The organism is Actinomadura macra NBRC 14102, from assembly GCF_001552215.1.
GTDB lineage: Bacteria > Actinomycetota > Actinomycetes > Streptosporangiales > Streptosporangiaceae > Spirillospora > Spirillospora macra.
On the sequence record NZ_BCQT01000007.1, the window covers coordinates 32,932 to 56,751 of the forward strand.

14 protein-coding genes are annotated in these 23,820 nt (G+C 73.9%); 7 read left to right on the forward strand and 7 right to left on the reverse strand.

All coding sequences use genetic code 11. From position 1 onward, the window contains the following. Window positions 1-14: 14 nt before the first annotated feature. From AMA02S_RS13510 to AMA02S_RS13525, 4 genes are all read right to left on the reverse strand, one after another. Window positions 15-3,308 (reverse strand): DUF4132 domain-containing protein, encoded by a 3,294-nt coding sequence (locus tag AMA02S_RS13510; RefSeq protein ID WP_067457329.1) that lies wholly within the window; start codon window positions 3,306-3,308, stop codon window positions 15-17. A gap of 32 nt (window positions 3,309-3,340) precedes the next feature. Further along, complete coding sequence (locus tag AMA02S_RS13515; protein ID WP_067457332.1) at window positions 3,341-5,497, reverse strand: DUF4132 domain-containing protein; 2,157 nt, start codon at window positions 5,495-5,497, stop codon at window positions 3,341-3,343. A gap of 288 nt (window positions 5,498-5,785) precedes the next feature. Then, complete coding sequence (locus tag AMA02S_RS13520; protein ID WP_067457335.1) at window positions 5,786-7,171, reverse strand: FAD-dependent oxidoreductase; 1,386 nt, start codon at window positions 7,169-7,171, stop codon at window positions 5,786-5,788. Between the two features lie 65 nt (window positions 7,172-7,236). Continuing rightward, the gene (locus tag AMA02S_RS13525) at window positions 7,237-8,379 is read right to left on the reverse strand and encodes an amidohydrolase family protein (RefSeq protein ID WP_245667512.1); all 1,143 of its coding nucleotides are present in this window, start codon (window positions 8,377-8,379) and stop codon (window positions 7,237-7,239) included. 76 nt (window positions 8,380-8,455) lie between these two features. On the opposite strand from AMA02S_RS13525, the gene AMA02S_RS13530 reads away from it, so the two are divergent. The 3 genes from AMA02S_RS13530 (at window position 8,456) to AMA02S_RS44670 (ending at window position 12,317) form a co-directional block, all read left to right on the forward strand. Then, window positions 8,456-9,940 carry a type I glutamate--ammonia ligase gene (locus tag AMA02S_RS13530; RefSeq protein ID WP_067457341.1) on the forward strand — a complete coding sequence of 495 codons (1,485 nt, stop codon included), beginning with the start codon at window positions 8,456-8,458 and terminating at the stop codon, window positions 9,938-9,940. A gap of 440 nt (window positions 9,941-10,380) precedes the next feature. After that, the gene (locus tag AMA02S_RS44095; protein WP_067457344.1) at window positions 10,381-10,914 is read left to right on the forward strand and encodes a CGNR zinc finger domain-containing protein; all 534 of its coding nucleotides are present in this window, start codon (window positions 10,381-10,383) and stop codon (window positions 10,912-10,914) included. A 155-nt stretch (window positions 10,915-11,069) separates the two neighbouring features. After that, window positions 11,070-12,317, forward strand: a complete 1,248-nt coding sequence (locus AMA02S_RS44670; protein WP_281181876.1) for an FUSC family protein — start codon at window positions 11,070-11,072, stop codon at window positions 12,315-12,317. 86 nt (window positions 12,318-12,403) lie between these two features. Here the strand turns inward: AMA02S_RS44670 and AMA02S_RS13545 are convergent, their stop codons facing one another. Next, window positions 12,404-13,855, reverse strand: a complete 1,452-nt coding sequence (locus AMA02S_RS13545; RefSeq protein ID WP_067457350.1) for an LVIVD repeat-containing protein — start codon at window positions 13,853-13,855, stop codon at window positions 12,404-12,406. A 218-nt stretch (window positions 13,856-14,073) separates the two neighbouring features. Between AMA02S_RS13545 and AMA02S_RS13550 the strand changes: the two genes are divergently transcribed. Beyond that, window positions 14,074-15,603, forward strand: a complete 1,530-nt coding sequence (locus AMA02S_RS13550) for a peptide ABC transporter substrate-binding protein (protein ID WP_084265114.1) — start codon at window positions 14,074-14,076, stop codon at window positions 15,601-15,603. A gap of 152 nt (window positions 15,604-15,755) precedes the next feature. Here the strand turns inward: AMA02S_RS13550 and recD2 are convergent, their stop codons facing one another. Continuing rightward, on the reverse strand, window positions 15,756-17,987 hold the full coding sequence (gene recD2, locus AMA02S_RS13555; protein ID WP_245667514.1) for an SF1B family DNA helicase RecD2: 2,232 nt from the start codon (window positions 17,985-17,987) through the stop codon (window positions 15,756-15,758). Between the two features lie 123 nt (window positions 17,988-18,110). On the opposite strand from recD2, the gene AMA02S_RS13560 reads away from it, so the two are divergent. Then, the gene (locus tag AMA02S_RS13560; RefSeq protein WP_157430566.1) at window positions 18,111-20,237 is read left to right on the forward strand and encodes a M28 family peptidase; all 2,127 of its coding nucleotides are present in this window, start codon (window positions 18,111-18,113) and stop codon (window positions 20,235-20,237) included. Here AMA02S_RS13560 and mtnA read toward each other — a convergent pair. Continuing rightward, a complete protein-coding gene (gene mtnA / locus AMA02S_RS13565) occupies window positions 20,227-21,297 on the reverse strand; it encodes an S-methyl-5-thioribose-1-phosphate isomerase (protein ID WP_067457353.1) in 1,071 nt (356 codons plus the stop codon). The two genes, AMA02S_RS13560 and mtnA, sit on opposite strands and share 11 nt — an antisense overlap. A 148-nt stretch (window positions 21,298-21,445) precedes the next feature. On the opposite strand from mtnA, the gene imuA' reads away from it, so the two are divergent. Further along, entirely contained in the window at window positions 21,446-22,237 is a 792-nt protein-coding gene (gene imuA' / locus AMA02S_RS13570; protein ID WP_245667515.1) for a DnaE2-dependent mutagenesis accessory factor ImuA', read from the forward strand. Beyond that, a complete protein-coding gene (locus AMA02S_RS13575; protein WP_067457356.1) occupies window positions 22,234-23,814 on the forward strand; it encodes a DNA polymerase Y family protein in 1,581 nt (526 codons plus the stop codon). Before imuA' ends, AMA02S_RS13575 begins: the two co-directional genes overlap by 4 nt. Window positions 23,815-23,820: the final 6 nt, after the last annotated feature.

Below are 23,820 nucleotides of genomic sequence, written 5' to 3' on the forward strand. Positions count from 1 at the left end.
TCCTGTTCCGGGGGTCAGACGGTGAGGGCGGTCAGTTCGGCGAGCACCTCGGACGCGGTGATCGCGTCCAGGTCACCGAGGCGGAGCGTCGACTTCTTGTCCTTCCGGTAGCGGTACTCGCCGGGCTCGTCGGCGAGCCACACATGCTCAAGGGTCTGGTAGTCGCCGTTCGCCCCGAGTTCCATGGCGGACAGGCCAGGGTCGAGCCCGATCACGAGGTGGCGGCCGCCGGTGACGGGCCGCGAGATCCAGGTCTCGTTGCCGCCGCCCTGCGGTTCGCCGCGCTCCCAGCCGAGCCGGACGAGCCCGGCCACGCGACCGAAGGGGACGGCCAGGTTCTCGAACCGATCGAGCCGTTCGCCGTCGCGCTCCTTCTCGGTGAGGGCGTGGACGGCCCGTCCGAGCTGCGGGAACGGCTGGAGGATCTCGTAGTCGGCGAACACCTCTCCCCAAGCGGCGACGTCCAAGTGCAAGGGATGCGCAACGCGGACGGCGGCGGACTCCGTCAGCGTGAACGCCTCGTCCTCCACGTCCGCGAACGTGCCGTCCTCGGCGATCCGGAACGTGGACACCGTGTCCCCGTCGGAGGCGACCCACACGAGGCGACGCGCGAGGTGCCGGACGAGCGGATGGCCCACGACGAACTCGCGGAACTCACCCGCCGTCCACTCCCGTTGCGTCACCATGGCGCGCTCCAGCCGCATCAGCTGGCTCGACGCGACGGTCCGGACGTCCTTCTTCAGCGCCGCGAACGCCTTGGAGGCGGCCGGAGCGAGTTCGGGATCGTCCTTCGCACCGGGCTTGGGCAGGGACTTGCGCGGCTTGCCGTCCTCGTCGGCGACGGTCGGCTTGAGCTGCTCATCGAAGCCAACGCGGAAACGACGCGGCCCGTAGTCGAGGGTCATCGAACCGTCGGCGTCCAACCCAAAGTCGGGAACAAGACGGTCGGCGAGCTGCTCGGTGCTCAGGCCGAGCCGATCGGCGACCTCACGGATCCGCGCCTGCGCCTCGCCTTGGAGCCCCTTGAACTTCACCTTCTGCGCGATGCCGTGCAGGTGCATCAACGCCACGTCCGACCCGATCTCGGCCAGCACACCAAGGCCGGTGACCGCGTGCTTGTGACCACCCTCGCCCGGCCAGGCGCGCACAACCGGTGTCAGCAGCCGCACCGTCGCGTCATTGCCGCTGCGACCGAGCTGCGTGAGCGCCCAACCGTCCTTGGAAGGCTTCCCGGCCTCCCGCCACTTCTGGAACAACGCCCACCCGAACTCCGCGACGGACTCCGGCTCACATACCCGCCGAATCTCCTCCATTCCGTGCGGAACGGACATCGCCAGCAGTTCCAGCAGGCGACGCGCCGCCTCGCGCGGCAGAGCCCGATCCCCACCGCGCAGGAGCACCTGCGGCAGGACCGCCGGGTCCAGCCACTCGCCGATCTTCGGCGGCTGGACCAGTCCCGTCCCCGCCGGATGGGCCGCCAGCAGTTCCCCGATCGCGGCCGCGGCCTCGTCGCCGTGCGCGGTCCGCGTCGCCGCCACGATCCCAGCGAGGTCATGCGCGCCGTTCAGGTGGCGGAGGGCGTGCTCGGCCGGACGCCACCGCTTGGCCGTCGTGGCGAGCGCCGCCGGGACGAGCAGCGGGACCGCGTCGAGGCCGTGCCGATCGAGCCATCGGCGTCCGGCGTCAGCACCCTTACCTCGCCGGGCGAGCCAGTCCGCGGCGAGCAGCGCCACCCCCTCGTCCAGATACGGCAGCAGCGGATCGGCGCAGGTGTCGGGATACGCCTCCGCCATCCGGACGGCGACGGGCAGCGCGTCCAGTCCGTACCGGGCGGCGAGAGGGCGCGTCCACCGGTGCGCATCACGGCGGGCGAAGCCGGTGAAGCCGGGCAGCAGCGGCCGGATCAGCTCCTCCGGGCCGTGCACCATGAGCTGCACCGACCCGGTCTTGTGGTCGCCGGACGTATAACCCTCGACGAGCATGGCCCAGTCCGCGCCCTCCGGCGCGCCAACGCCCGAATCGGCGTCGAGCCACTCCCGGTGTTCGCCGTCCAGCCACGCGAGCCGCGGCGGCGGCGCCTGGAGGCCGGCCACGGCGGGGCGGCGAGCCCGCTCCCACGAAGGGTCCGTCAGGACGGCGGGCAGCACGTCCTCCGGCGCGTCCGGCACCCGGACGGAGGAGGCCGCGATCCGCTCGACCTCGGCGCGGACGTCACCCGGCAGGCCCGGCTGGGCCGCCTCGACCACCTCGGGGTGCAGCATGACGTGCTCCGCGAGCAGGTCGTCGGCGCCGGCGCGCGCCAGCAGCCGCAGCGCCCGTACCGGGAACCGCTTCATCGCCTCGCCGAGGGCGGGCCGCACGTGCTTGCGGTCGATCCGGTCCAGCAGTCCCTGGAACGCCTCGTCCGTCGGCAGGAGGGCGATCGTCTCGTAGAGGCGCCGGCGATCAGCCGACTCCAGGTGACCGCTCCCGGCGTTGGCGAGGAAGAAGTCGAGGGCGCCGGGGCCGACACCGTCCGCCATCGTGACGAGCAGTGCGCGGGTCGCGTCCTTCCAGAACAGCCCCCTCGCCATGAGCGGGGTTGCGAGCTGGGCGGGTGTGCCGAGCGCGGAGTACATCAGCCACCGCAGGCCGCCGCCGCTCGGCGCGGGGGTGGGCGCGGCGCAGCACTCGTCCACCCAGTCCTCGCGTGTCGGGGCGAGGTACGACACGATCCACCGCATCGACCATGTGAGGCGGTGGGCCGCAAGCCGCTCCACCGCGTCCGCGTACTCGTGCTCCGCCGCGACCGCGAGCAGGCCCCGGACCCGCCGCAGCGTCTCCTCGGCCGCCCCGCCGCCGTCATCGTTCTTGCGATGCTCAGCCCCGACCCAGGTGCCGACCCAGTCACCGCCGCCGCGCCGGATCGCCTGCGTGCGGCTCCGCTCCACCACCGCGCACGCGGCGAACCCGATGCCGTGCTCTGCGACCCAGGCGTCGACGAACGTCCGGTTCACCGCAGCGCTCGCCCGCGGGGTGCCGAGCGAGGTGACGGCCGCGATCACCGCCGCCCCCGCCGCGTCGTCCGCCCCGTCCAGGTACCGGCGCGCGGCCTCGGTCAGCGCCTGGTCCCCGGCCTCCCCCTTCAGCAGCGAGTCGACCGCGCCGCCGGTGGCCTCGACGAGCTTGCGCGCGGCCTTCGGTGCGGCCGCGGCCCGCTTGATCTCGGGGCCCGGCGCCCCACCGCGCCGGGCGTGCAGCGACTTGCGCCACGCTTCCGGGATCGTCAGAACGTCTTCGGCGGGGAGAGCGGGGAGGTGATCTTCCATGCCGCCTCACCGTAGCGGAGCACTCTGACGGTTCACGTACTTTGCGTGAGGTTCTCCAGGTCGGTGATGATTTCCGAGGCGGTCACGGGTTCGAGTTCTGCGAAGGTGCGGCCCGACCCGTCCGCCGGCAGGAAGCGGGACGGGCGGTCGGTGATCCAGACCGCCGTGACGGTGTCGTGGTCGCGGCCGAAGGGATCGCCGATCTGGATGCCCAGGTGCAGGCTGAGGACGACGCGAGCGGAACCCGTCCCGTACTCGATCCAGTTCTGGGTGCCGTTGTCCTCCGGGGCACCGCGCTCCCAGCCACGCTTCTCCAGCGCCAGCAGGGCGCCCGTGGGCACGGTGATCCCCTCGAAGCGGGGCAGCCGCCAGGCCGCCGACTCCTCGGTGGTCAGCGCGCGGACGGTCCGCCCGAGCTGCGGGAACGGCTGGAGGATCTCGTAGTCGGCGAACACCTCCGCCCAGGCGGCGAGATCGCCGCCGAGGTGGAGCGGGTGGACCAGGGCGACCTCGGCGGCGGGGCCGGCGAGGGTGACGGCGTCGTCGTGCACGTCGGCGAAGGTGCCGTCCTCGGCGACGCGGAACGCCACACCGCCGGACGTCCAGACGAGCCTGCGGACGAGGTGCCACAGGAGCGGATGGCCGACCAGGTGTTCACGAAACTCCCCGGCCTCCCAGCGACGCCCGGTGAGCATCGCCGCCTCCAGGCGGCGGACCTGGATGGCCGCGACGGCGCGGACGTCCTTCTTGAGGTCGGCGAAGCGCTGATGGGCGGCGGGCGCGAGCGCCGGGTCGTCCTTCGCACCGGGCTTGGGCAGCGACTTGCGGAGCCGTCCGGCCTCGTCGGTGACGTAGGGCCTGAGCTGCTCGTCGAAGCCGACGGTGAAGCGGCGCGGCCCATAGTCGAGGATCAACGTCCCCGCGCCGTCCAACCCGAAGCGGGGGACGAGCCGGTCGGCGAGTTGCTCGTCCGTCAGCCCCAGGCGCGCGGCGACCTGTCTGATCTTGCTGCCGGCCTCCGCCTGGAGGGCCTTGAACTTCACCTTCCGCGCGATGCCGTCAAGGTGGGCGAGCGCCGTGTCGGTGCCGATCGCGGCGAGGACGTCCAAGCCCCGCACGGCCCGATGATGCAGGGTCTGGCCCGGCCAGGCCCGGATGATGGGGGTGAGGCGGCGGACGGTCGTGTCGTCGCCGAGAACACCGAGCCCCGTCAGCGCCCAGACGCCGTCCGGCGGCGCGCCCGCGGCCTCCCAGCGCTCGAACAGCGCCCACGCGAAGGCGGCGAGGGAGCCGGGCTCGCAGGCCGCGCGTACCTCCGCGAGCCCCGGGAACGGCCGGTCCGGAGTCGACAAGGCCAGCATCGTCACGAGGTGGGCGGCCGTCTCCGGGGCAAGGGCGGTACCGCCGAGCGTCACCGGGGGAAGGGTGGGCGCGTCCGTCCAGGCGACGGGAGCGGGCGGGTCGACGAGCCGGATCAGCCACGGGTCGCCGGGGTCGAGGCGGGGCACGCCGGCGACGATGGCCGCGACCGCCGGCCCGTGGTCGGGGGCGGCCTCGATGACGCGTTCCGGGGAGTAGGCGGCCGCGAGGACGCGCAGCGCGGTCCCTGCCTTCTCCCGCAGGCTCTCGCGGACGCCCAGCGCGTCGGGCAGCAGGTACGGGACGGCCTCCACGCCGTGCCGGACGAGCCAGGACCGGGCGGTCTCGCGCGCCTCGTCGCCGCGTCCGGGGAGCCAACCGGCGACCAGTCGGGCGACACGCGCGTCGAGAAACGGCAGGAGCGCCGGGCCGCCCTCCACCGGGCGGCGCTTGGCCGCGTGGACGGCGGGCGCGACGGCGTCCACCCCGAACCGCGCCACGATCGGCTCCATCGGACGCTTCTGGAAGTCGATCTCCGGGCGCCACTTCGCCAGCAGCGGGACGAGGCGGTCGGCGGGTCCGTGCTTGAAGAGCGTCACCTGGGCATGGCGGTTGAACAGCCTCCCGCGCCCCTGCTGGGCGAGGGCGTCCTCCCAGTCGGGCGACGGGGGCGGGGCGCCGGCGGCGGACGCCCATTCCTCGCGCTCGCCCGGCGCCCACGCCGCGCGGGGCGGCGGTGGCTTCAGCCCCTTGACGACGACCGGCTCCGGATCGTCCCGCCGGGCCGCCCAGGGCGGGCTCGCCAGCACGGGTGGGAGGGCGTCGACCATCGCGGGGCTCCTTCGTCCGGGGGGTGATCATCAGGCTAGTGCGGCCGTCCGACAGGGCGCGTTCCGACAGGAGAGAAAGAGGGTTGACCGGCCTTTCGGGAGGGACGCGTGGAGATCGGAGACGGGGCGCCAGCGGTCGAAGCGGGACGTCCGCCCGGCAGAGAAGGGCGCACGGCGGTGGCGCCCGTTTCGTCCGGTTCTCCGCCGGGATCGAGGACACCGGCGACCCGCTCGCCGACGTGCGGCGAGCCCTGGCCGAGGCCGCGCGGTGATGCCCCAGCGGGCCGGTCACGGTGCCGCGCGCATGTCCTCCTCGACGCGCTCGGCGGCCTTGCGGGCGGCGATCAGCACCGGATCCCAGACGGGGGCGAACGGCGGCGCGTAGCCGAGGTCGAGTCCCGTCATCTCCTCAACGGTCATGCCGTTCCACAGCGCGACGGCGAGGCCGTCGACGCGCTTGGCGGCACCCTCCTCGCCGACGATCTGCGCGCCCAGCAGGCGTCCCGAGCGGCGCTCGGCGACCAGCTTGGTGTGCATCGTCGTCGCACCCGGGTAGTAGCCGGCGCGGGTGGTGGACTCGACGACGACACTGATCGTCTCGAACCCCGCCTCGGCCGCCTCGCGCTCGTTCAGCCCGGTGCGCGCGACCTCGACCTGGCAGATCTTGGCGACGGCCGTGCCGACCACGCCGGGGAACGTCGCGTACCCGCCGCCGAGATTGACGCCCGCGACGCGGCCCTGCTTGTTGGCGTGCGTCCCGAGCGCGATGGCGACGGGCGCCCCGGAGACGAGGTGGCGGGTCTCGACACAGTCGCCCGCGGCCCACACCCCGTCGGCGCGGGTGCGCATCCGGCGGTCGGTGACGATCCCGCCCGTCGCGCCCACCTCGATCCCCGCCGCGCGGGCCAGGTCGCTGCCCGGCCGCACGCCGAGCCCGAGCACGACCAGATCGGCCGGCAGCGAGCGGTCCGCGGTGCGGACTGCGGTGACGCGCCCACCGGAGGTGTCGAAGCCCTCGACCGGCTCACCCAGATATAGACGCACACCGATGTCGCGCAGGGCGTCGGCGACCAGCGCGCCCATATCCGGGTCGAGGGTGCGCATCGGCTGGTCCGCGACGTCCACGAGGGACACCTCAAGGCCGCGCGACACCATCGCCTCGGCCATCTCCAGGCCGATGTAGCCACCGCCCACCACCACCGCCCGGCGCGGCCCGTCGCGGTCGAGGACGCGCCGGATCCGGATGCCGTTGTCGAGGACCTGCACGCCGTGCACGCCCTCCGCGTCGGCGCCGGGCAGGCGGGGCCGTGCCGGCACCGCGCCGGTGGCGACCATCAGCCGGTCGTAGCCCTCCCAGCGCTCGCCGCCCCCGTCGAGACCGCGGACCCGCACCCGGCCGCCGGGCAGATCGATCTCGGTCGCCTCCGTGCGCAGGCGCAGGTCGATGTCACGGTCGCGGAACTCCTCCGGCGTGCGGGCGATCAGCGCGTCCGCGTCAGCGACGACACCGCCCGCGAGGTAGGGGATGCCGCACGCCGAGTAGGACGCGTGGTGCCCGCGCTCGAACACGGCGATCTCCAGCTCGTCCGGACCGCGCCGCCTGCGGGCCTGCGACGCGGCGCTCATCCCGGCCGCGTCGCCCCCGATGACGACCAGCCGTTCGCGTCCGGCCATGTCCCGACCTCCCCAGTGATCGTTTCGAGCGTACCCGGGGCCCGGCGGCGGAGGGCGTGCCGGCGTTAGAGACGGTAGACGCGGCGGGCATTGCCGGACGCGACGAGCGCCGCGACGCGCTCGGCGTCCGCCGCCGTCCACGCCCCGTCCTGCACACCCCCGGCGAGCATCCCGGCGAGGCCGCGCCGGAACAGCAGCGCGCCGAGGTGGTACAGCTCGGCCAAGCCGAACGCGTCCGAGGAGTACAGCACCTTGCCGAACGGCGCCAGCTCCAACAGCTCGGCGATCAGCGCCGGCGCGCGGTGCCCGAGGTTGTGGGTGGCCAGCCCCGCGTCCACGTACACGTTCGGGAGGACCTGGGCCAGATAGCCCGCCTGCCGGTGGAACGGATAGTTGTGCAACAGCAGCGCCGGCGTCCCCGCGTCGTCCAGGGCCCGCAACAGCCCGATGAGCAGCAGCGGGTCGCCGCGCCGCAGGTCGGCGTCCACGTCCCCGAGCCCGACGTGGAACTGCACCGGCAGCCCGGCGTCGGACGCGCACCACACCAGGAAGCGGTGCAGGACCTCGTCGCACACACGCGGGGTCTCCTGGCGCAGCAACCGCCCGGCCGCCGCCGACACCTCTGCGGCGGACGGGCGCGCGCCCGCCAGTTCCAGCCCCGCGCGGTAGGCGGCGACCGACTTGGCCCCCACGACCGCCGGGGCGTACGCGGCGACGCGGGCGCGCACCTCGTCTGCGAAGCCCGACGCGGCGACACCGTCCCGCGCGGCCTGCTCCGCGACCGTCTCCAGCCGGACGACCTCGTGCGCCGCCGCGCCGGCGAGCCGGCCGAGGTCGCGCGGCTCCAGGATCGACTGCGGCGTGTACCCGGTGTCCACGCAGAGGGACTCCAGCCCGGCGGCGGTCAGGAAGCGGCGGTTGACCTCGGCCGCGCCCAACTCGGCGCGCCGCGCGAGGTACTCCTCCGGTCCGGCGTGCGCCTCCAGGTCCAGGACGGGCGGGCACCACCGCCGCAGCGCGAAACCGATCTGCGAGTCGAACGGACTCACGCCCGGCGGTCCGCCAGTCTCGGCTTCGGTGAGCATCCCCTCGAACTCGGCGCGGTCGAGATCACGATCGAGGACGCCATGGCAGTGATGGTCCGCCAGGCCCAACGACTCCAGCCATTCGAGCACGACACCCGTCTCCCTCCCCTGAAAAGCACCCACGGTTCTTCCTACGATGCCTATACGGGCAGAGCCCGTGCCGCCCGCCCCCTCGCCAACTCCTCTCAGGAGCCTCACTGTGGATGATTCCGGACAGACCGCCGCCTTCGACGGGGCACTCGACGGCAACGAGCGGGCCCGGCTCGGCGCCCGCGCCGCCGAGGCCGCCCGCCGACTCGCCGGGCAGGAGGTCGTCGCCGTCGCGCTCACCTGGGTGGACGTCAGCGGGATCACCCGGACCAAGACCGTCCCGGTGGGACGGTTGGAGCACGCCGCCTCCTGGGGCGTCGGCATGTCACCGGTGTTCGACGTCTTCCTCCTGGACGACTCGATCGTGTCCGGCCGGTTCATCGGCGGCCCCGCGGGCGACCTGCGCCTGCATCCCGACCTGGACCGGCTCGTCCCGATGGCCGCGCTGCCGGGCTGGGCGCACGCGCCCGCCAACCGGTACGCGCAGGACGGCGCCGTCCACCCGCTCGACACCCGGGCCCTGCTGCGCCGCGAGATGGCGCGCCTCGCCGCGGACGGCTGGACGGTGAGGGCGGCGTTCGAGATCGAGTGGGCGCTGTCGGAAAGCCACGGCGACGGCTTCTCCCCCGCCTGCCACGGCCCCGCCTACGGGATGACGCGGGTCAGCGAGCTGTCGGGCTACCTCCGCGACCTCCTCCGGGCCCTCGACACGACGGGCGTCACCGTCGAGCAACTCCACCCCGAGTACGCCGCCGGGCAGTACGAGATCTCCGTGGCCGCCGAAGACCCGGTCGGTGCCGCCGACACCGCCGTCCTGGTCCGGGAGACGATCCGGGCGGTGTCCATGGAGCACGGCCTGATCGCCTCGTTCTCCCCCAAGGTCGAGGCGGACTCGGTCGGCAACGGCGCGCACGTCCACCTGAGCCTGTGGCGCACCGGCGACGCCCGCGACGACGCGGACGCGCCGCGGGCCAAGGCGGACACGCCCCGGGGTCAGGCCGAGGGGGCCGCGAACGCGATGGCGGGCGGCGACGGACCGTACGGGCTGACCGGGGCCGGGCAGTCGTTCACCGCCGGGATCCTGGAGCGGCTGCCCGCGCTGCTGGCGGTCGGCGCCCCCTCGGTGGCCAGCTACCTGCGGCTCGTCCCGTCCCACTGGGCGGGGGCGTTCGCTTGCTGGGGACTGGAGAACCGGGAGGCGGCGCTGCGGCTGGTCACCGGCGCCGACGGGGAGCGCGCGGGCGCGGCGAACCTGGAGATCAAGTGCTTCGACGGAGCCGCGAACCCCTACCTCGCGCTCGCGGCGCTGCTGGCCGCGGGGCGCGCCGGGCTCGCCGCCGAGGCCGCGCTGCCCGATCCGGTGGACGTCGACCCGGCCACGCTGGCACCCGACGAACGGGCCGCACGAGGGATCATGGAGCTGCCGTCCTCGCTCGCCGAGTCGGTCGCGGCGTTCGAGGCGGACGCCGTCCTGCGGGAGGCGCTCGGCGAGGCGGTGACCGACACGGTCGCGACCGTCCGCCGAGGTGAGATCGCCCTGCTGGCCGACGCGACCCCGGAGCAGATCGCCGCCGCGACCCGCTGGCGGCACTGAGTTGATTCCACCCCGGCTGCATTGCGCAATCCGGCCCAGGGGCTCGGGCGAGCGCGTCATCGCTTCGCGATCTTCCCCCGGTGAGGCTCGCCTTCGGCTTTGCCCCACCGGGTCAGGTAGTGCGCTCGCGTGACGGTTGAGGCGGTTGGGACGAATAGGTCGGGCGCTAGGACGGGTTTGGGGGTGCTGCCTTGGGTCCGGTGGTGAGGACGGCGCCGGGGGCGTAGGGCTGGACTCTCACCTGCATCTCACCGCAGGCGCAGCGGGTGTAACTGACCACGCCCTCGGAGGTCAGGTGTCGTGAGAGGACCTCGTACACCTCGGTCTGGGGCCAGCCACAGCGTGGGCATTCCTCCACCGCGCATCCTCAAGGAAGCCATGTAAGGGTTAAAATCAAGATATCAACTACAGAGCGGGTGCGGGAGTGGAGGCCGGGACAAATGCGGATCACTGGCTACAAGAGCCACGGAGTCTCCGCCGCGGTGGCCCTGGTCAACGCGGTGACCAGCGTGTCCGGTGATGCCTCCGTGGACGCGCTGCGCCGCATCCTGCGCGACAACGAGTTCATCTGGCAGGAGTTCGAGGCACGCGACGCCGAGGCGTTCCGCCACTGGGGGCGGACGCTGCGCCCGTTCTTCGAGGCCGCCACCGTCGAGGAGGCGATGGCCCTGCTCAACGAGTTGATGTTGGAGATCCCGATGCACCCGCACCTGGCCGACCACGAGCCGCACGGGCTGCACATGCACTACGCGCCGCCCTCGTCCCGGCTGCCGCACCGCTTCCGCGCCACCACGCTGATGAACCTCGCCGAACTGGTGGTCGAGCACGGTCTCGGCCGGACCGGCGTCTGCGCGGCCGGGGGCTGCGATCGCGTCTACGCCGACACCTCCCGCTCGGGCCGCCGCCGCTTCTGCTCCGAGACCTGCGCCAACCGGACGAACGTCGCCGCCTTCCGCGCCCGCAGGCGCCCCTGAGAGTTTTGCCGGGATGTGGGAAGAAAGAGGTTCTGGAACCCCTTGAGCCAGGGGTACCTGATCGAGTAACCAATCACCTGCGTGCACAGATGCCTTTCGCCTTTCTTCGACCCGGCCGCCGCACCGACCGTTCACCGCTCCAGGTGGCGACGGAGGTGCAGTCCACCGCTTTCCGCATCGCCCGGCTGACCGTCACCGCCGTCGCGTCCTTCGTGCTGGCGCTGGCGGTGCTGCCCGAGGGCGGCCCGCAACCGCTGCTGGCGCCGCTGACCGCGCTGCTCGTCGTGCAGTACTCGGTGTACGAAACGATCAAGTCGAGCATGCTGCGGGTCGCCTCGGTCACCTCGGGGGTGCTGGTGGCGGTGCTCTTCGCGAGCACCGTGGGGTTCTCCTGGTGGAGCCTCGGGCTGGCGATCCTCGCCGCCCTCGTCATCGGGCACGTGCTCCGGCTCGGTGAGCACGTCCTCGAGGTGCCGATCAGCACCATGTTGATCTTCGCGCTGGGCGCGGCCAGCGAGTCCGGCGCCGCCGAGCGGTTCTGGGAGACGCTGATCGGCGCGGCGACCGGGTTGGCCGCGACGCTGCTGGTGCCCTCGGTGCGCGTCCGGCCCGCCGAGGAGGCCGTCCAGAACATCGCCGAGCGGCTGCGGGCGCTGATCGAGGACATCGCCGAGGGTCTGCGCGGCGAGCCGGTCGAGAACGAGGCCGCCCGCTGGCAGGAGGAGGCGGAGCGGCTCGCCCGCGATCTCGCCCGCGCCGACCAGGCGCTCGGCGCGGCAGAGCAGAGCGTCCGGCTCAACCCGCGGACCCGCGCCCGACGGCTCGTCGACGCGGGCGTGGCGCTGCGCAACGCCGTCGAGACGATGGAGCACTTCACGCTGTCGCTGCGCGGGCTGACCCGGTCGCTGGCCGACGACGAGCGGCTCGGCGGGCACGGCCGGCTGCTGACCGATCCCCAGTTGCGCCCGCAGCTCGCGGACGCGCTGGCCGGGGTCGCGGCGAGCATCGCCGCCTACGGCCGGCTCGCCCGCTCCGACCTGGACCGCGACGCGCGGCCGTTCAAGGCCGAGCAGGACCTGGAGGTGCAGGTCGACATCGCGCGGGAGCGCCGGGCGCGGCTCGCCCAGGAGCTGCACGAGCGTGCCGCCGCCGGTGACCTGTGGCCGCTGTACGGGGAGATCTCCATGGACCTCGACCGGCTCCTGGAGCACCTGCGGGTGGAGCATCGCGCCCGCGCCCGCGAGCACTGGCGGCGGCATCGCGGCGCGACCCGGCACCTGCCCGAGCGGCCGATACGGGTCGTCCGGCAAGCGGGTCACCAGCTCCGCAGGGCCGCGGCGTCCGCGGTGGCCGCCGCCGAGCGCGCCGCACGGGACTCCGACAGCCCCTACCACTTCCGGTAGGGCCCGGGACGGGCAGAGGCCCGTCCATGGGGGTCGGGACGGGCCTCTGCGTGGTGCGCCGGCCGGGGTCGGGGCCGGCGGGAAGGTCAGCGGAAGGTCGGCTCCAGAACGTCGATACCGCGCGTGTTGTCGGCCACGTAGACGTACCTGCCGTGCCAGTAGGGCTGCCAGGACGCGGCGTCGGCGGGGCGGTAGTAGGCGACCTGCCGGGGGTTGGTGGGGTCGCTGACGTCCAGGAACCGGGTGCCCTGCGAGTAGAACGACTGGACGATCACGCCGTTCCGGACGTCGAGGTAGTGCGCCGAGCAGTCGTCGCTCGTGGGGTCGCTGCCCTCCTGGCCCGCGACACCCCAGGTGGCGACGGTCTGGAGGCGGAACTTCTTCTCCGGGGTGGAGCGCCAGCCCTGGCCGTCGTAGGAGCCCTTGAGGGAGGCGATGACGAGCAGCCCGTCGTTGGCGCAGCCGGCGTTGAACGTCTCCTCGGTGACGTACAGCAGTTTGCCGTTGCCCCACCTGCGCGGGTCCGCGGCCTGGCTCCGGGTCCGTCCGACGGCCCGGTAGCTGTTGTGCATGAACGTGGAGTTGGTCGTGGCCTCGTCGAGCCCGCCGCCCGCATACGGGACGGGGTCGATCGCGGTGGCGCGGCGCCACTGCCTCTTCAGCGGGTCGTAGTGGCGGCCGGTGGTGTAGTAGCCGCGGACGCCGCCGCGTCCGGACGCCCAGGCGACGCCGTCGGAGTCGACCTGGATGTCATGGGTGTAGTCGGTCTTGCCGTCGTTGCGCCCGGTGTCGATCGGGTCCTGGTGCACCTTGGGATTGGCCGGGTCCCGGACGTCGGTGACCCAGACGGGCCGCCCGCCCCAGTCGGCGGGCATCCAGTCCGCCTTGGACGGGCCGCCCGTCCACAGGTACTTGCAGTCGTTCACGCACGTGGTGGTGTGTCCGGCCGGAACCTTGACGTAAGTGATCTGCCGCAGGCTCTCCGGCTTGGACGCGTCCACGACGTAGACGCCGGACTCGCCCTTGGCGGTGGTGCCACCGAAGGCGCGCGGGTCCCGGGACAAGTAGATGATCTTGCGCTTGGGGTCGAAGTCGGTGTCCTCGGTCTCCCACATGCCGGGCATGTTGAGCTGCCCGACCAGCGTGGGAACGCGCGGGTCGGCGGTGATGTCGTAGGCCTTCAGCCCGAACTCGCCCGTCGCGTAGAGGATCGTGCGCTTGTGGCGGCCGTGGCCGTAGTCGATGAACATCAGCGAGATGGCGCCCTTGGCGTCGGAGACGCCGCCGACGCGCCGCACGTTCTTGATCGACTCGGATGGCTCGGCGCTCTTTGCGGCGGGGCGGTGATAGTGCCCGCCGTGGCCGCCCTGGCCCTCGTCCTCCGCTGCCGCCGTGGCGCCGGACTGCGGATATCCGGGCTCGGGCGGGCACGCCCAGGCCGAACCGGCCATGAGCGCCAGCGAGGCCGCGACGGCTCCGCCGCCCTGGATCAGCCGACGCGTCCGGCGTGGCGAGCGGGAGAACGGGCGGGGGGTCATGGGCGCCTCCACTTCGAACGATCTGCGCAGCGTCAGTGTGACCAGAGTTGGAACGATGATCAACAGGGCGGTATGTCACGAATTGGACTCAGCACCGTAAGAGCAGGTGGCGACTGTCGGGAGTGCGGGGCCGGTCGGTCCATGGTCGCTCTTCCACCCTCCGGCGCCGGTGCCGTACGCTTCCCCGCGTCCCGCCCCCGCCCTCCCGGGAGAGGCCGTTGAAGAGCGCCCCGCGCACCGCCGCCCTGGTCACCGGTGCCGTCGTGGTGCTGGTGGCCCCGGTCCTGGCCCTCAAGGCGCGGAGCGACCCGGCCGACCCGCGGATCTCGGTGGGCGCGCCGGCACCCGCGACGCTGCTGCCCGGCGACGTCCGCGACATGACCGGACGGATGATCGCGAACGCGGTGTGGACGGGCCTGGTGTCCTACGACCCGGCGACGGGCGCACCCGTCAACGCCGCCGCCGAGTCGGTCACGAGCGAGGACCGCCGGGTCTGGACGGTGCGGCTACGGCCCGGCGGCACCTTCTCCGACGGCTCGCCCGTCACGTCCCGCTCCTTCACCGGCGCCTGGACGGCCGTCCTGCGCGAAGGATGGGCAGGCGCGCGACTGCTGACCGACGTGGCCCGCGTGAAGGGCGCCGGGCATCCCCGCGCGGACGGCGTGGACGGGCTGAAGGTCACCGACGACCGGACGTTCGAGGTGACGCTCGACCGCCCGCTGAGCGGGTTCCCCGCGCTGCTCGGAGACCCGGCGTTCTTCCCGATGCCCGCCGGCGTCCTCGGGTCGCGCGCCTGGGCGTCGTACGCGCGGAGCCCGGTCGGCAACGGCCCGCTGCGGGTCAAGGCGCGGACGGGCGGCGAGATCGTCCTCCAGCGTCCGGGCGGCGGCCGGGAGGTCGTGGTCGAGGCGATGCCCGACGCGGCCCGCCAGTACGCCGCGGTGGAGAGCGGCGACCTGGACGTCGCCACCCGGGTGCCGACCGCGCGGCACGGGTCGATGGACGCCGACTTCGACGACCGCCACCGCGCCGTCCCCGGCCGGAGCGTCACCTACCTGGCGTTCCCCAGCGGGCGGAAGCGGCTGTCCTCGCCCACCGTGCGGACGGCGCTGTCCATGGCGATCGACCGGTCCGCGGTGACCGAGGGTGCGCTCGGGCACCAGTACTCCCCCGCCGACTCGCTGGTCGCGCCGGGCATCCTGCCGGGGCACCGCGCGGGCCAGTGCCGATTGTGCGTCCACGACTCGCGGGCCGCGGTCGCCGCGCTGCAGGACGCGGGTGGACTGACCGGCCCCCTCACGCTCTGGTACCAGGCGGGCTCGGGCGACGACGCGTGGGTGAAGGCCGTCGCCGACCAGCTTCACGGGGAACTGTCCCTGGACGCGCGGCCGCACCCCGTCCCCGACCTGCGCAAGGCCCTGGACGAGCACGCGGTGGACGGCCCGTTCGCGGTCCACGCGACCGCCGCCTACCCGGCTCCCGTCGCCTCGCTCGCGGCGCTGCTGGAGGCCGCGCCGAGCCTCGACCCGGACGGTGCCGGCGGCCTCGTCACCGAGGCCGAGGAGGCCGGGACCGCCGAGGACGGTGTGATCCCGGCACGGCTCGCGGAGAGCGCGCTGCTGCGCGACATGCCCGCGATGCCGCTGTGGTCGGCGCACGACCACCTGGTGTGGTCGGAGCGGGTCCGCGGCGTCACCGCCGGCGCGTTCACCGGCCTGCGTCTCGATCGGCTGAGCGTCCAGGACTGATCCGGGCGGCCCGTCCGCCCACCTCGCCACCTGCCCTGGCGCGCGGTCCGACCAGCGCGGGCAGCGCGCCGAGGGCCGCCAGGACCGCGGCGGTCCCCTCCAGCCGCTGCTGGACACGGTCGGGCGGGACGGCGACGCGGCGCCGGTCGGTGTCAGGGGATCAGGCGATGTGCAAGGGCGGTGTGGCGGCGGCCCGCACCGGCGGTGCGGACGGCCGCGGCGAGCGCCCGGCGGGAGCCGACGAGGACGACCAGCTTCTTCGCGCGGGTGATCCCGGTGTAGAGCAGGTTGCGGCGCAGCATCATCCACGCGCCGGTCGTGAGCGGGATGACGACGGCCGGGTACTCGCTACCCTGCGAGCGGTGGATGGTGATGGCGTAGGCGTGGGCCAGCTCGTCCAGTTCGTCGAAGGCGTAGTCGACGCTCTCGTCCTCGTCGGTGAGGACGGTCAGCGACTGCTCCTCCAGCGACACCGACGTGACGACGCCGACCGTCCCGTTGAAGACCCCGGCCTCGCCCTTGTCGTAGTTGTTGCGCAGCTGGGTGACCTTGTCGCCGACCCGGAAGACGCGCCCGCCGTAGCGGCGCTCCGGGCGGGCGTCGTCGTGCGGTGTGAGGGTCTCCTGGAGCAGCGTGTTGAGACCGCCCGCCCCGGCGGCGCCCCGGTGCATGGGCGCCAGGACCTGCACGTCGCGGCGCGGATCGAGCCCGAACCTGCGCGGGATGCGGTGGGCGACGACGTCCACGGTCAGCTCGGCGGCCTCGTCCTGCTCCTCGCAGGCGAACAGGAAGAAGTCGGGGAAGCCGCGGGTCTGCGGGTGCTCGCCGGAGTTGACGCGGTGCGCGTTGACGACGATGCCGGACTGCTGCGCCTGCCGGAAGATCTTCGTGAGCCGGACGCGCGGGATGGCCCGCGCGGCGAGCAGGTCGGCCAGCACCTCCCCCGCGCCGACCGACGGAAGCTGATCGACGTCCCCGACCAGCAGCAGGTGCGCGCCCCGCGGGATCGCCTTCACCAGCTTGTTGGCCAGGATCAGGTCGACCATCGAACACTCGTCGACGACGACGAGGTCGGCGTCCAAGGGACTGTCCTGGTCGAACTTGGCGTCGCCGCCGGGCTGGAGCTGGAGCAGGCGGTGGACGGTCGCGGCCTCGTGCCCGGTCAGCTCCGCCAGCCGCTTGGCCGCCCGCCCGGTCGGCGCCACCAGGACGATCTTCGCCTTCTTCGCGGCGGCCAGCTCCACCACCGAGCGGACGGTGAAGCTCTTGCCGCAGCCCGGCCCGCCGGTCAGCACCGCCACCTTGGACGTCAGCGCGAGCTTGACGGCCTCCTCCTGCTCGGGCGCGAGGGCCTGGCCGGTGCGCTCCTTCAGCCACGGCAGCGCCTTGTCCCAGTCGACGCCGGCGAACGCCTGGAGCCGGTCGGTCGGGGCGTCCAGCAGCTCGCGGAGCCCGCGGGCGAGGGAGCGTTCGGCGCGGTGGAACGGGACGAGGTAGACGGCCGGGATCGTCGCCGCGTCGTCCCCGGCGCCGGGGATCGGCTCGCGGACCACGCCCTCGTCGCGCGCCAGCTCCTCCAGCGCCGGGACGATCAGCTCGCGCGGCACGCCGAGGATCTTCTCCGCGGCCGTCACCAGGTTGGGTTCGGGCAGGAAGCAGTGCCCGTCGTCGGCGGCCTCGGACAGCGTGTACTGGAGCCCGGCCTTGATGCGCTGGGGGCTGTCGTGCGGGATGCCCACGGCCTGCGCGATCGTGTCGGCCGTCTTGAACCCGATTCCCCACACGTCCGCCGCCAGCCGGTAGGGCTCGCGCCGCACGGTGTCGACGGAGGCGTCGCCGTACTGCTTGTAGATGCGGACGGCCAGCGACGTCGAGACGCCGACACCTTGCAGGAAGACCATGACCTCCTTGATGGCCTTCTGCTCCTCCCACGCCTCGCCGATCCGCTTGGTGCGCTTCGGGCCGAGCCCGGGGACCTCGACGAGCCGTCCGGGCTCCTCCTCGATGACGCGCAGGATGTCGGTACCGAAGTGCCCGACCATCCGGTCGGCCATCACCGGCCCGATGCCCTTGATCATCCCGGAGCCGAGGTAGCGGCGGATGCCCTGCACCGTCGCCGGCAGGACGGTCGAGTACGACTCGACCTCGAACTGCTTGCCGTACTTCGGGTGTGACCGCCACCGTCCGGTCAGGCGCAGGCTCTCGCCCACCTGCGCGCCGAGCAGCGCCCCCACCACGGTGAGCAGGTCGGCGCCGCTCTTCTCGGTCGCCACGCGGGCGACGGTGTAGCCGGTGTCCTCGTTGGCGTAGGTCACGCGCTCCAGGACGGCTTCCAGCACCGCGGGCCGTGGCGTGGCGGCGGGGGTCGTGGGGGGACTCGACACAGCGTCCATGATGGCGGATCCCGCCGACATGATGGCCGGATCCGGCAGCGCTTCTGGATCTTCCGGTGATCGCGACGTACGGTCCGGGCGCACTCGTACCGAGAGTACTGAGAGGTAACGCTGGTGTTCCGCTCCCGAACCCCGGCCCTGGCGGCGCTGTGCGCCCCGGCCGTCACGCTGGCCGTCACGCTCGCCATGGCGGCGGCCGTCCCACCCGCCGAGGCGGCGCCCGCCCGGCCCGATCCGATCGCAGGCTTCACCGAGGAGAACGCCAAGTGGCAGCGGCAGTACGAGAAACTGCTGAGCGCCGTCCCGTCCGCCAAGGAGGCCCGCGCCCTGGACGCCGAACTGGCGAGCGAACCGGGGCTGACCACCACCACCGGTGACCGGCACCGGGTCGAACGCATCGTCGCGCGGCTGAAGTCGTACGGGCTGGAGCCCGAGATCAAGACCTACTACGCGTACCTGTCGATGCCGAAGCGGGTCACGGTCGAGATGACCGCGCCGGACCACAGGACGCTGCCGGTGAAGGAGAAGCAACAGCCCTGGCAGAAGCACTTCGACCAGGTCATCCCCGGGCACAACGGGATGTCGCCGTCCGGGGACGTCCGGGGGGAGGTCGTGTACGCCAACTACGGGCGTCCCGAGGACTTCGCGCTGCTGGCCAAGAGCGGCGTCTCCGTCAAGGGGAAGATCGTCCTCGCCCGCTACGGGCAGGTCTTCCGCGGCATCAAGCCCCGCGAGGCCGCCCGGCACGGAGCCAAGGGCGTGCTCATCTACTCCGACCCGGCCGATGACGGGTTCACCCGCGGCAAGGTGTACCCGGACGGGCCGTGGCGCGCCGCGGACGGCATCCAGCGCGGCAGCATCGCGCAGATCCAGCTCGCGGCGGGCGACCCGCAGACGCCCGGCTGGCCCGCGGTGAAGGGCGCGCGGCGGATCGATCCGTCCGAGGCCCCGATGCTGGAGGGGCTCGTCCCGACGACGCCGATCTCCTACGGCGCGGCCGAGCCGCTGCTGCGCGCTCTGAAGGGCACGGAGGTCCCGAAGGAGTGGCAGGGTGGGCTGCCGTTCCGCTACCGGTTCGGGCCGGGCGGGACGAAGGTCCACCTGGACCTGGAGAACGAGTTCAGCGTGCGTCCGCTGTGGGACGTGACGGTGCGGATCCCCGGCAGCGAGCGTCCCGACCAGGAGGTCATCCTGGGTGCGCACCATGACGCGTGGACGTACGGCAGTGTCGACAACCTCTCGGGCGCGGAGAACGTGCTCCAGATCGGCCGCGCGCTGGGCAGCCTCCTCAAGCAGGGATGGCGTCCCAAGCGCACCGTCGTCCTGGCCACCTGGGACGGCGAGGAGTACGGGCTGTTCGGCTCCACCGAGTACGCCGAGCAGCGGGAACGCGATCTCCGCAACGCCGTCGCCTACGTGAACATGGACGGCGCGGGCGGCTCGCAGTTCGGCGCCTCGGCGACGCCCGCGCTGGACCGGTTCGTCGTCGACGCCGCCAAGGAGGTCGGCTGGCCCGGGACGTCCGGGACGCTGTACGAGGCGTGGAAGGCGCAGAACAAGGGCGCGACGCCGATCAGCCGGATCGGCGGCGGCTCCGACTTCCAGGCGTTCTTCCAGCGGTTCGGCGTGCCCGCGATGGACCTGGGCTCGTCCACGCCGGGATCGTCGGGCAACTACCACTGCGCCTGCGACGACCACTACTGGACGTCGCACTTCGGCGACCCGGAGTTCGAGTACCACGCGGCGATGTCCCGCCTGGTCGGCATCGCGACGCTCCGGCTCGCCAACGCCGACGTGGTGGCGCTCGGCTACCGCCCGTACGCCGAGGAGACCGCCCGGTACCTCGCGGACTTCACCGCCGAGCAGCGCAAACGGCTGGGGTCCGTCGTCGTGGACGTCTCGCGTTCCATCGCCCAGGCGAAGGCGTGGCAGCGGGCGGCGGAGGCACTGCAGGAGCGCGCGGACGAGGCGCTCCGCGAGGGTGACACCACCGCGTTCCGCCGCCTCAACGACAAGATCATGCAGACCGAGCGGGACCTGCTGACCTCGGCGGGCCTGCCCGGTCGTCCCTGGTACCGGCACCAGATCTACGCGCCCGGCATCGACACCGGCTACGCCACGCAACGGCTGCCCGCCCTCTACGACGCGCTGTTCGTGGACGAGGACCCCGACACCGCGGAGGAGTACGAGGCCCGCCTCCGCGCCAGTCTGCGGGCCGCCACCCGGACGCTCACTCCCTGAGGCGATGGGCGGCTCCGGCCGCCGCCCTCGCCGCCGCCCTCGCCGCTGAGGGGGTCTCGCCCGCCGCGACCTCCAGCGGGCCCGTCTCGGTGACGAGCGCGGTCACCAGATGGGCGGGGGTGACGTCGAAGGCCGGATTGTGGGCGGCCACGCCGTCCGGGACGGTGGGGACACCGTTCCAGGTCAGGATCTCGGCGGCGGGGCGTTCCTCGATGGGGACGCCCCGCCCGTCCGGGAGGGCCAGGTCGACGGTGCTCCACGGCGCCGCGACGACCAGCGGGACCCCGGCCGCCGCGCAGGCCAGCGCCACGCCCAGCGAGCCGATCTTGTTGGCGGTGTCGCCGTTGGCGGCGATCCGGTCCGCGCCGATCACGGCGACGTCGGCGAGGCCGCGCAGGATCGTGCTCGGCGCGGCCCCGTCGGCCTGCACGGCGCACGGGATCCCGGCGCGCGCCAGCTCCCAGGCGGTGAGGCGGGACCCTTGGAGCAGGGGGCGCGTCTCGTCCACGTACACCATCTCGACGCGGCCCCGCGCGTGCAGCGCTCGGACGACGCCGAGAGCCGTCCCCCAGCCCGCGGTGGCGAGGGCGCCGGCGTTGCAGTGGGTGAGCACGCGCAGCGTCCGGTCGCCGAGACGGTCGAGGATCCAGGCCGCGCCGGCGGCGCCGATCGCCTGGTTGCCGCGCACGTCCTCGTCCAGGACGGCCTGGGCCTCGGCCACCACGGCGGCGACGCCCGCGGTGACGAGCGGGCGGACGCGGTCGACGCCCGCCGCGAGGTTCACCGCCGTCGGGCGGGCCTCCCGGACCCGGCTGATCGCCTCGTCCAGCGCGGCGCGGCCCCAGCCCTCACGGTCGGCCTGGCGCATCGCGACCGCGACGCCGAACGCGCCCGCGACACCGAGCGCCGGGGCACCGCGCACGACCAGCCGCCGGATCGCGTCCACGAGCGCGGCGACGTCGCGGACCACCACGTGCTCCACCCGCCCGGGCAGGACGGTCTGGTCCAGCAGCCGCAGCCCGTCGCCCGTCCACTCCACGGTCCGCACCTCGTTGTCCATGCCGTCTAGTCTGCCGCGAAAAATGACGCGAGGCCCTATGCCGGCGGGCTTTTCGCGTGATCGCGAGCACCTCTGTGACCTGCGAGAACTTGACACGAGTCGAATCTGTGTTCGAAATTGTGTGCAGACACCGGAGGGAGGGACGTCCGTGCCGGAGGCGGCGCTGCGCAACGTCGCGGCCAGCAGCGAGGGCACGGCCGCCGGCACGGCCGGTCCGGCGGCGGTGCCGGTGCTGCCCGCGCTGCGGCCGGTGATCCCCGGCGGCGGGTTGCGGCCCGGCTCGATCGTGGGCCTGTCCGGGCCCGGCGCGTCGTCCCTCGGTCTTGCGCTCGTCGCGGGCGTCGGCGCGCACGGCGGGGAAGACGGGACAGGCGGCTGGTGCGGCGTCGTCGGCATACCGGACTTCGGGGTCCTCGCCGCCGCCGGGATGGGTGCGGTGCCCGAGCGGCTACTGCTGGTCGACGAACCCGGCGAACGCTGGCCCGACGTGGTCGCCGCGCTCGCCGAGGCCGTGGAGCTGATCCTGCTCCGGCCGCCCGAACGGCCCGCCGCCGCGGCCGTCCGCCGCCTGTCGGCGCTGGCGCGCAAGCACGGCTGCGTGCTGGCCCTGACCGGCGCGCACGCGGGCGGCTGGCCGGGCGTCCGGCTCCGGCTGCGGCTGGAGGACATCGCCTGGCAGGGCCTCGGCGACGGCCACGGGCGGCTGCGCGGTCGCCTCGCCGACGTGGTGGCCGAGGGGTCCGGTGCTGGCCGCCGCGCCCGGCTCTGGTTCCCCGGCCCGGACGGCGCCGTCGCCGACGACGACTCCGTCCCGGCGCTGACGGTCGTCCCGGGCGCGGACCCCGGTGAGGGAACGACGCCCCCCACCCCCCGCAACGGCAGAGGGCAAGTCTCGTCCGGCGGACCCGTCCACACGTCGCCCGAGGAGGAGATCGCGTGACGCGGGTGCTGGTGGTGTGGTGCCCGGACTGGCCGGCGACGGCGACCGGGATGGAGGCGGCGACGCCCGGCGCGGTGGTGGTGCGGGGGCGGGTCGTGGCGTGCACGGCGGCGGCGCGGGCCGAGGGCGTACGGCGCGGGCAGCGGATCCGGGACGCGCAGCGGCGGTGCCCCGAGCTGGCCGTCCGGGAGCGCGACCCCGACGTCGAAGGGCGGCTGTTCGAGGACGTCGCCGCAGCCGTCGCGGAGCTGGCGCCGAGGGTGGAGGTCGTGCGGCCGGGGCTGTGCGCGATCGAGGCGCGGGGGCCCGCCCGGTTCTACGGCGGCGAGGAGTCGCTGCGCGTGCTCGTCCAGGACACGGTGGTGGAAGCCGGGCACGACTGCGGATCGGGCGTCGCGGACGGGCTGTTCGCCGCCGAACTGGCCGCCCGCGCCGGGCAGGGCGGTGTCGTGGTGCCCGAGGGCGGCGCGGCGGAGTTCCTCGCCCCGTACCCGCTGTCGGTGCTGGACCGCCCGGAGCTGGCGGACCTGCTGCGGCGGCTCGGCGTGAAGACCCTCGGGGACTTCGCGGCACTGCCGACCGGGCATGTCGCGGAACGGTTCGGCGCGGACGGCGCGCTCGCGCACCGGCTCGCGCGCGGCGAGCAGCCGCGCCCGCTCGCCCCCCTCCCGGGCGCTGCGGACCTGTCGGTGCGCGACGACTTCGACCCGCCCGCCGGGCAGGCCGAGCAGATCGTGTTCGCGGCGAAACGGCTTGCGGGTGAGCTGCACGAGGGCCTCGCGGCGGGCGGGCTGACCTGCGTGCGGCTGGAGGCGTCGGTCGGGTTCGCGGACGGGCGCGTCCTGCGGCGGCTGTGGCGGCACGACGGGCGGCTGTCCGCGCTCGCGGTGGCCGAGCGGGTCCGGTGGCAGCTGTCGGCCTGGCGGAGCGAGCGCCCGGCGCCCGGTACGGACCCCGAGGGCATCGAGACGCCGGCCCTGGACGGGACGGGCGAGGAGTCAGGCGAGACGCTCTGGGGCGGGGTCGCGTGGCTGAAGCTGACACCCGACCAGCTCGTCCCGGACGAGGGGCGCCAGGAGGCCCTGTGGGGCCGGTCCTCGATCACCGACCGGATCGCGCGAGCCGCCGACCGCGTCCAGGCGCTGCTCGGCCACGCCGCGATCACGCGCCCGGTGCTGACGGGCGGGCGCGGGCCGGGCGAGCAGGTCGTCCGGGTCCCGGTCGGCGACCTGCCGCCCGGCGGCGTCCCGGACGGGCCGTGGCCGGGCCGGGTGACGGCGCCCGCGCCGGCCGCCGTCCCGCCGCGGGCACTGCGCGCCGAGGTCGTGGACGCGGCGGGCGACCCGGTCGCGGTGTCGGCGCGCTGCGCGGTGTCGGCGGCGCCCGCCGCGCTGGCGGTCGACGGTGCCACGGCGGCGGTGACGGGCTGGACGGGTCCCTGGCCCGCGGACGAACGCTGGTGGGACCCCGCCCGCGCCCGCCGCCGCGCCCGCTTCCAGGTCGTCACCGAGGACGGCGCCGCGTACCTGCTCGGCGTCGAGGGCGGCCGGTGGCATGTGGAGGCGACCTATGACTGAGAGCGT

Bases quoted from the DNA above. Each gene is read 5' to 3' on its own strand.
- AMA02S_RS13510 (WP_067457329.1), bottom strand. From the start codon at position 3,308: ATGGAAGATCACCTCCCCGCTCTCCCCGCCGAAGACGTTCTGACGATC.
- AMA02S_RS13515 (WP_067457332.1), bottom strand. From the start codon at position 5,497: ATGGTCGACGCCCTCCCACCCGTGCTGGCGAGCCCGCCCTGGGCGGCC.
- AMA02S_RS13520 (WP_067457335.1), bottom strand. From the start codon at position 7,171: ATGGCCGGACGCGAACGGCTGGTCGTCATCGGGGGCGACGCGGCCGGG.
- AMA02S_RS44095 (WP_067457344.1), top strand. From the start codon at position 10,381: ATGCGGATCACTGGCTACAAGAGCCACGGAGTCTCCGCCGCGGTGGCC.
- AMA02S_RS13545 (WP_067457350.1), bottom strand. From the start codon at position 13,855: ATGACCCCCCGCCCGTTCTCCCGCTCGCCACGCCGGACGCGTCGGCTG.
- mtnA (WP_067457353.1), bottom strand. From the start codon at position 21,297: ATGGACAACGAGGTGCGGACCGTGGAGTGGACGGGCGACGGGCTGCGG.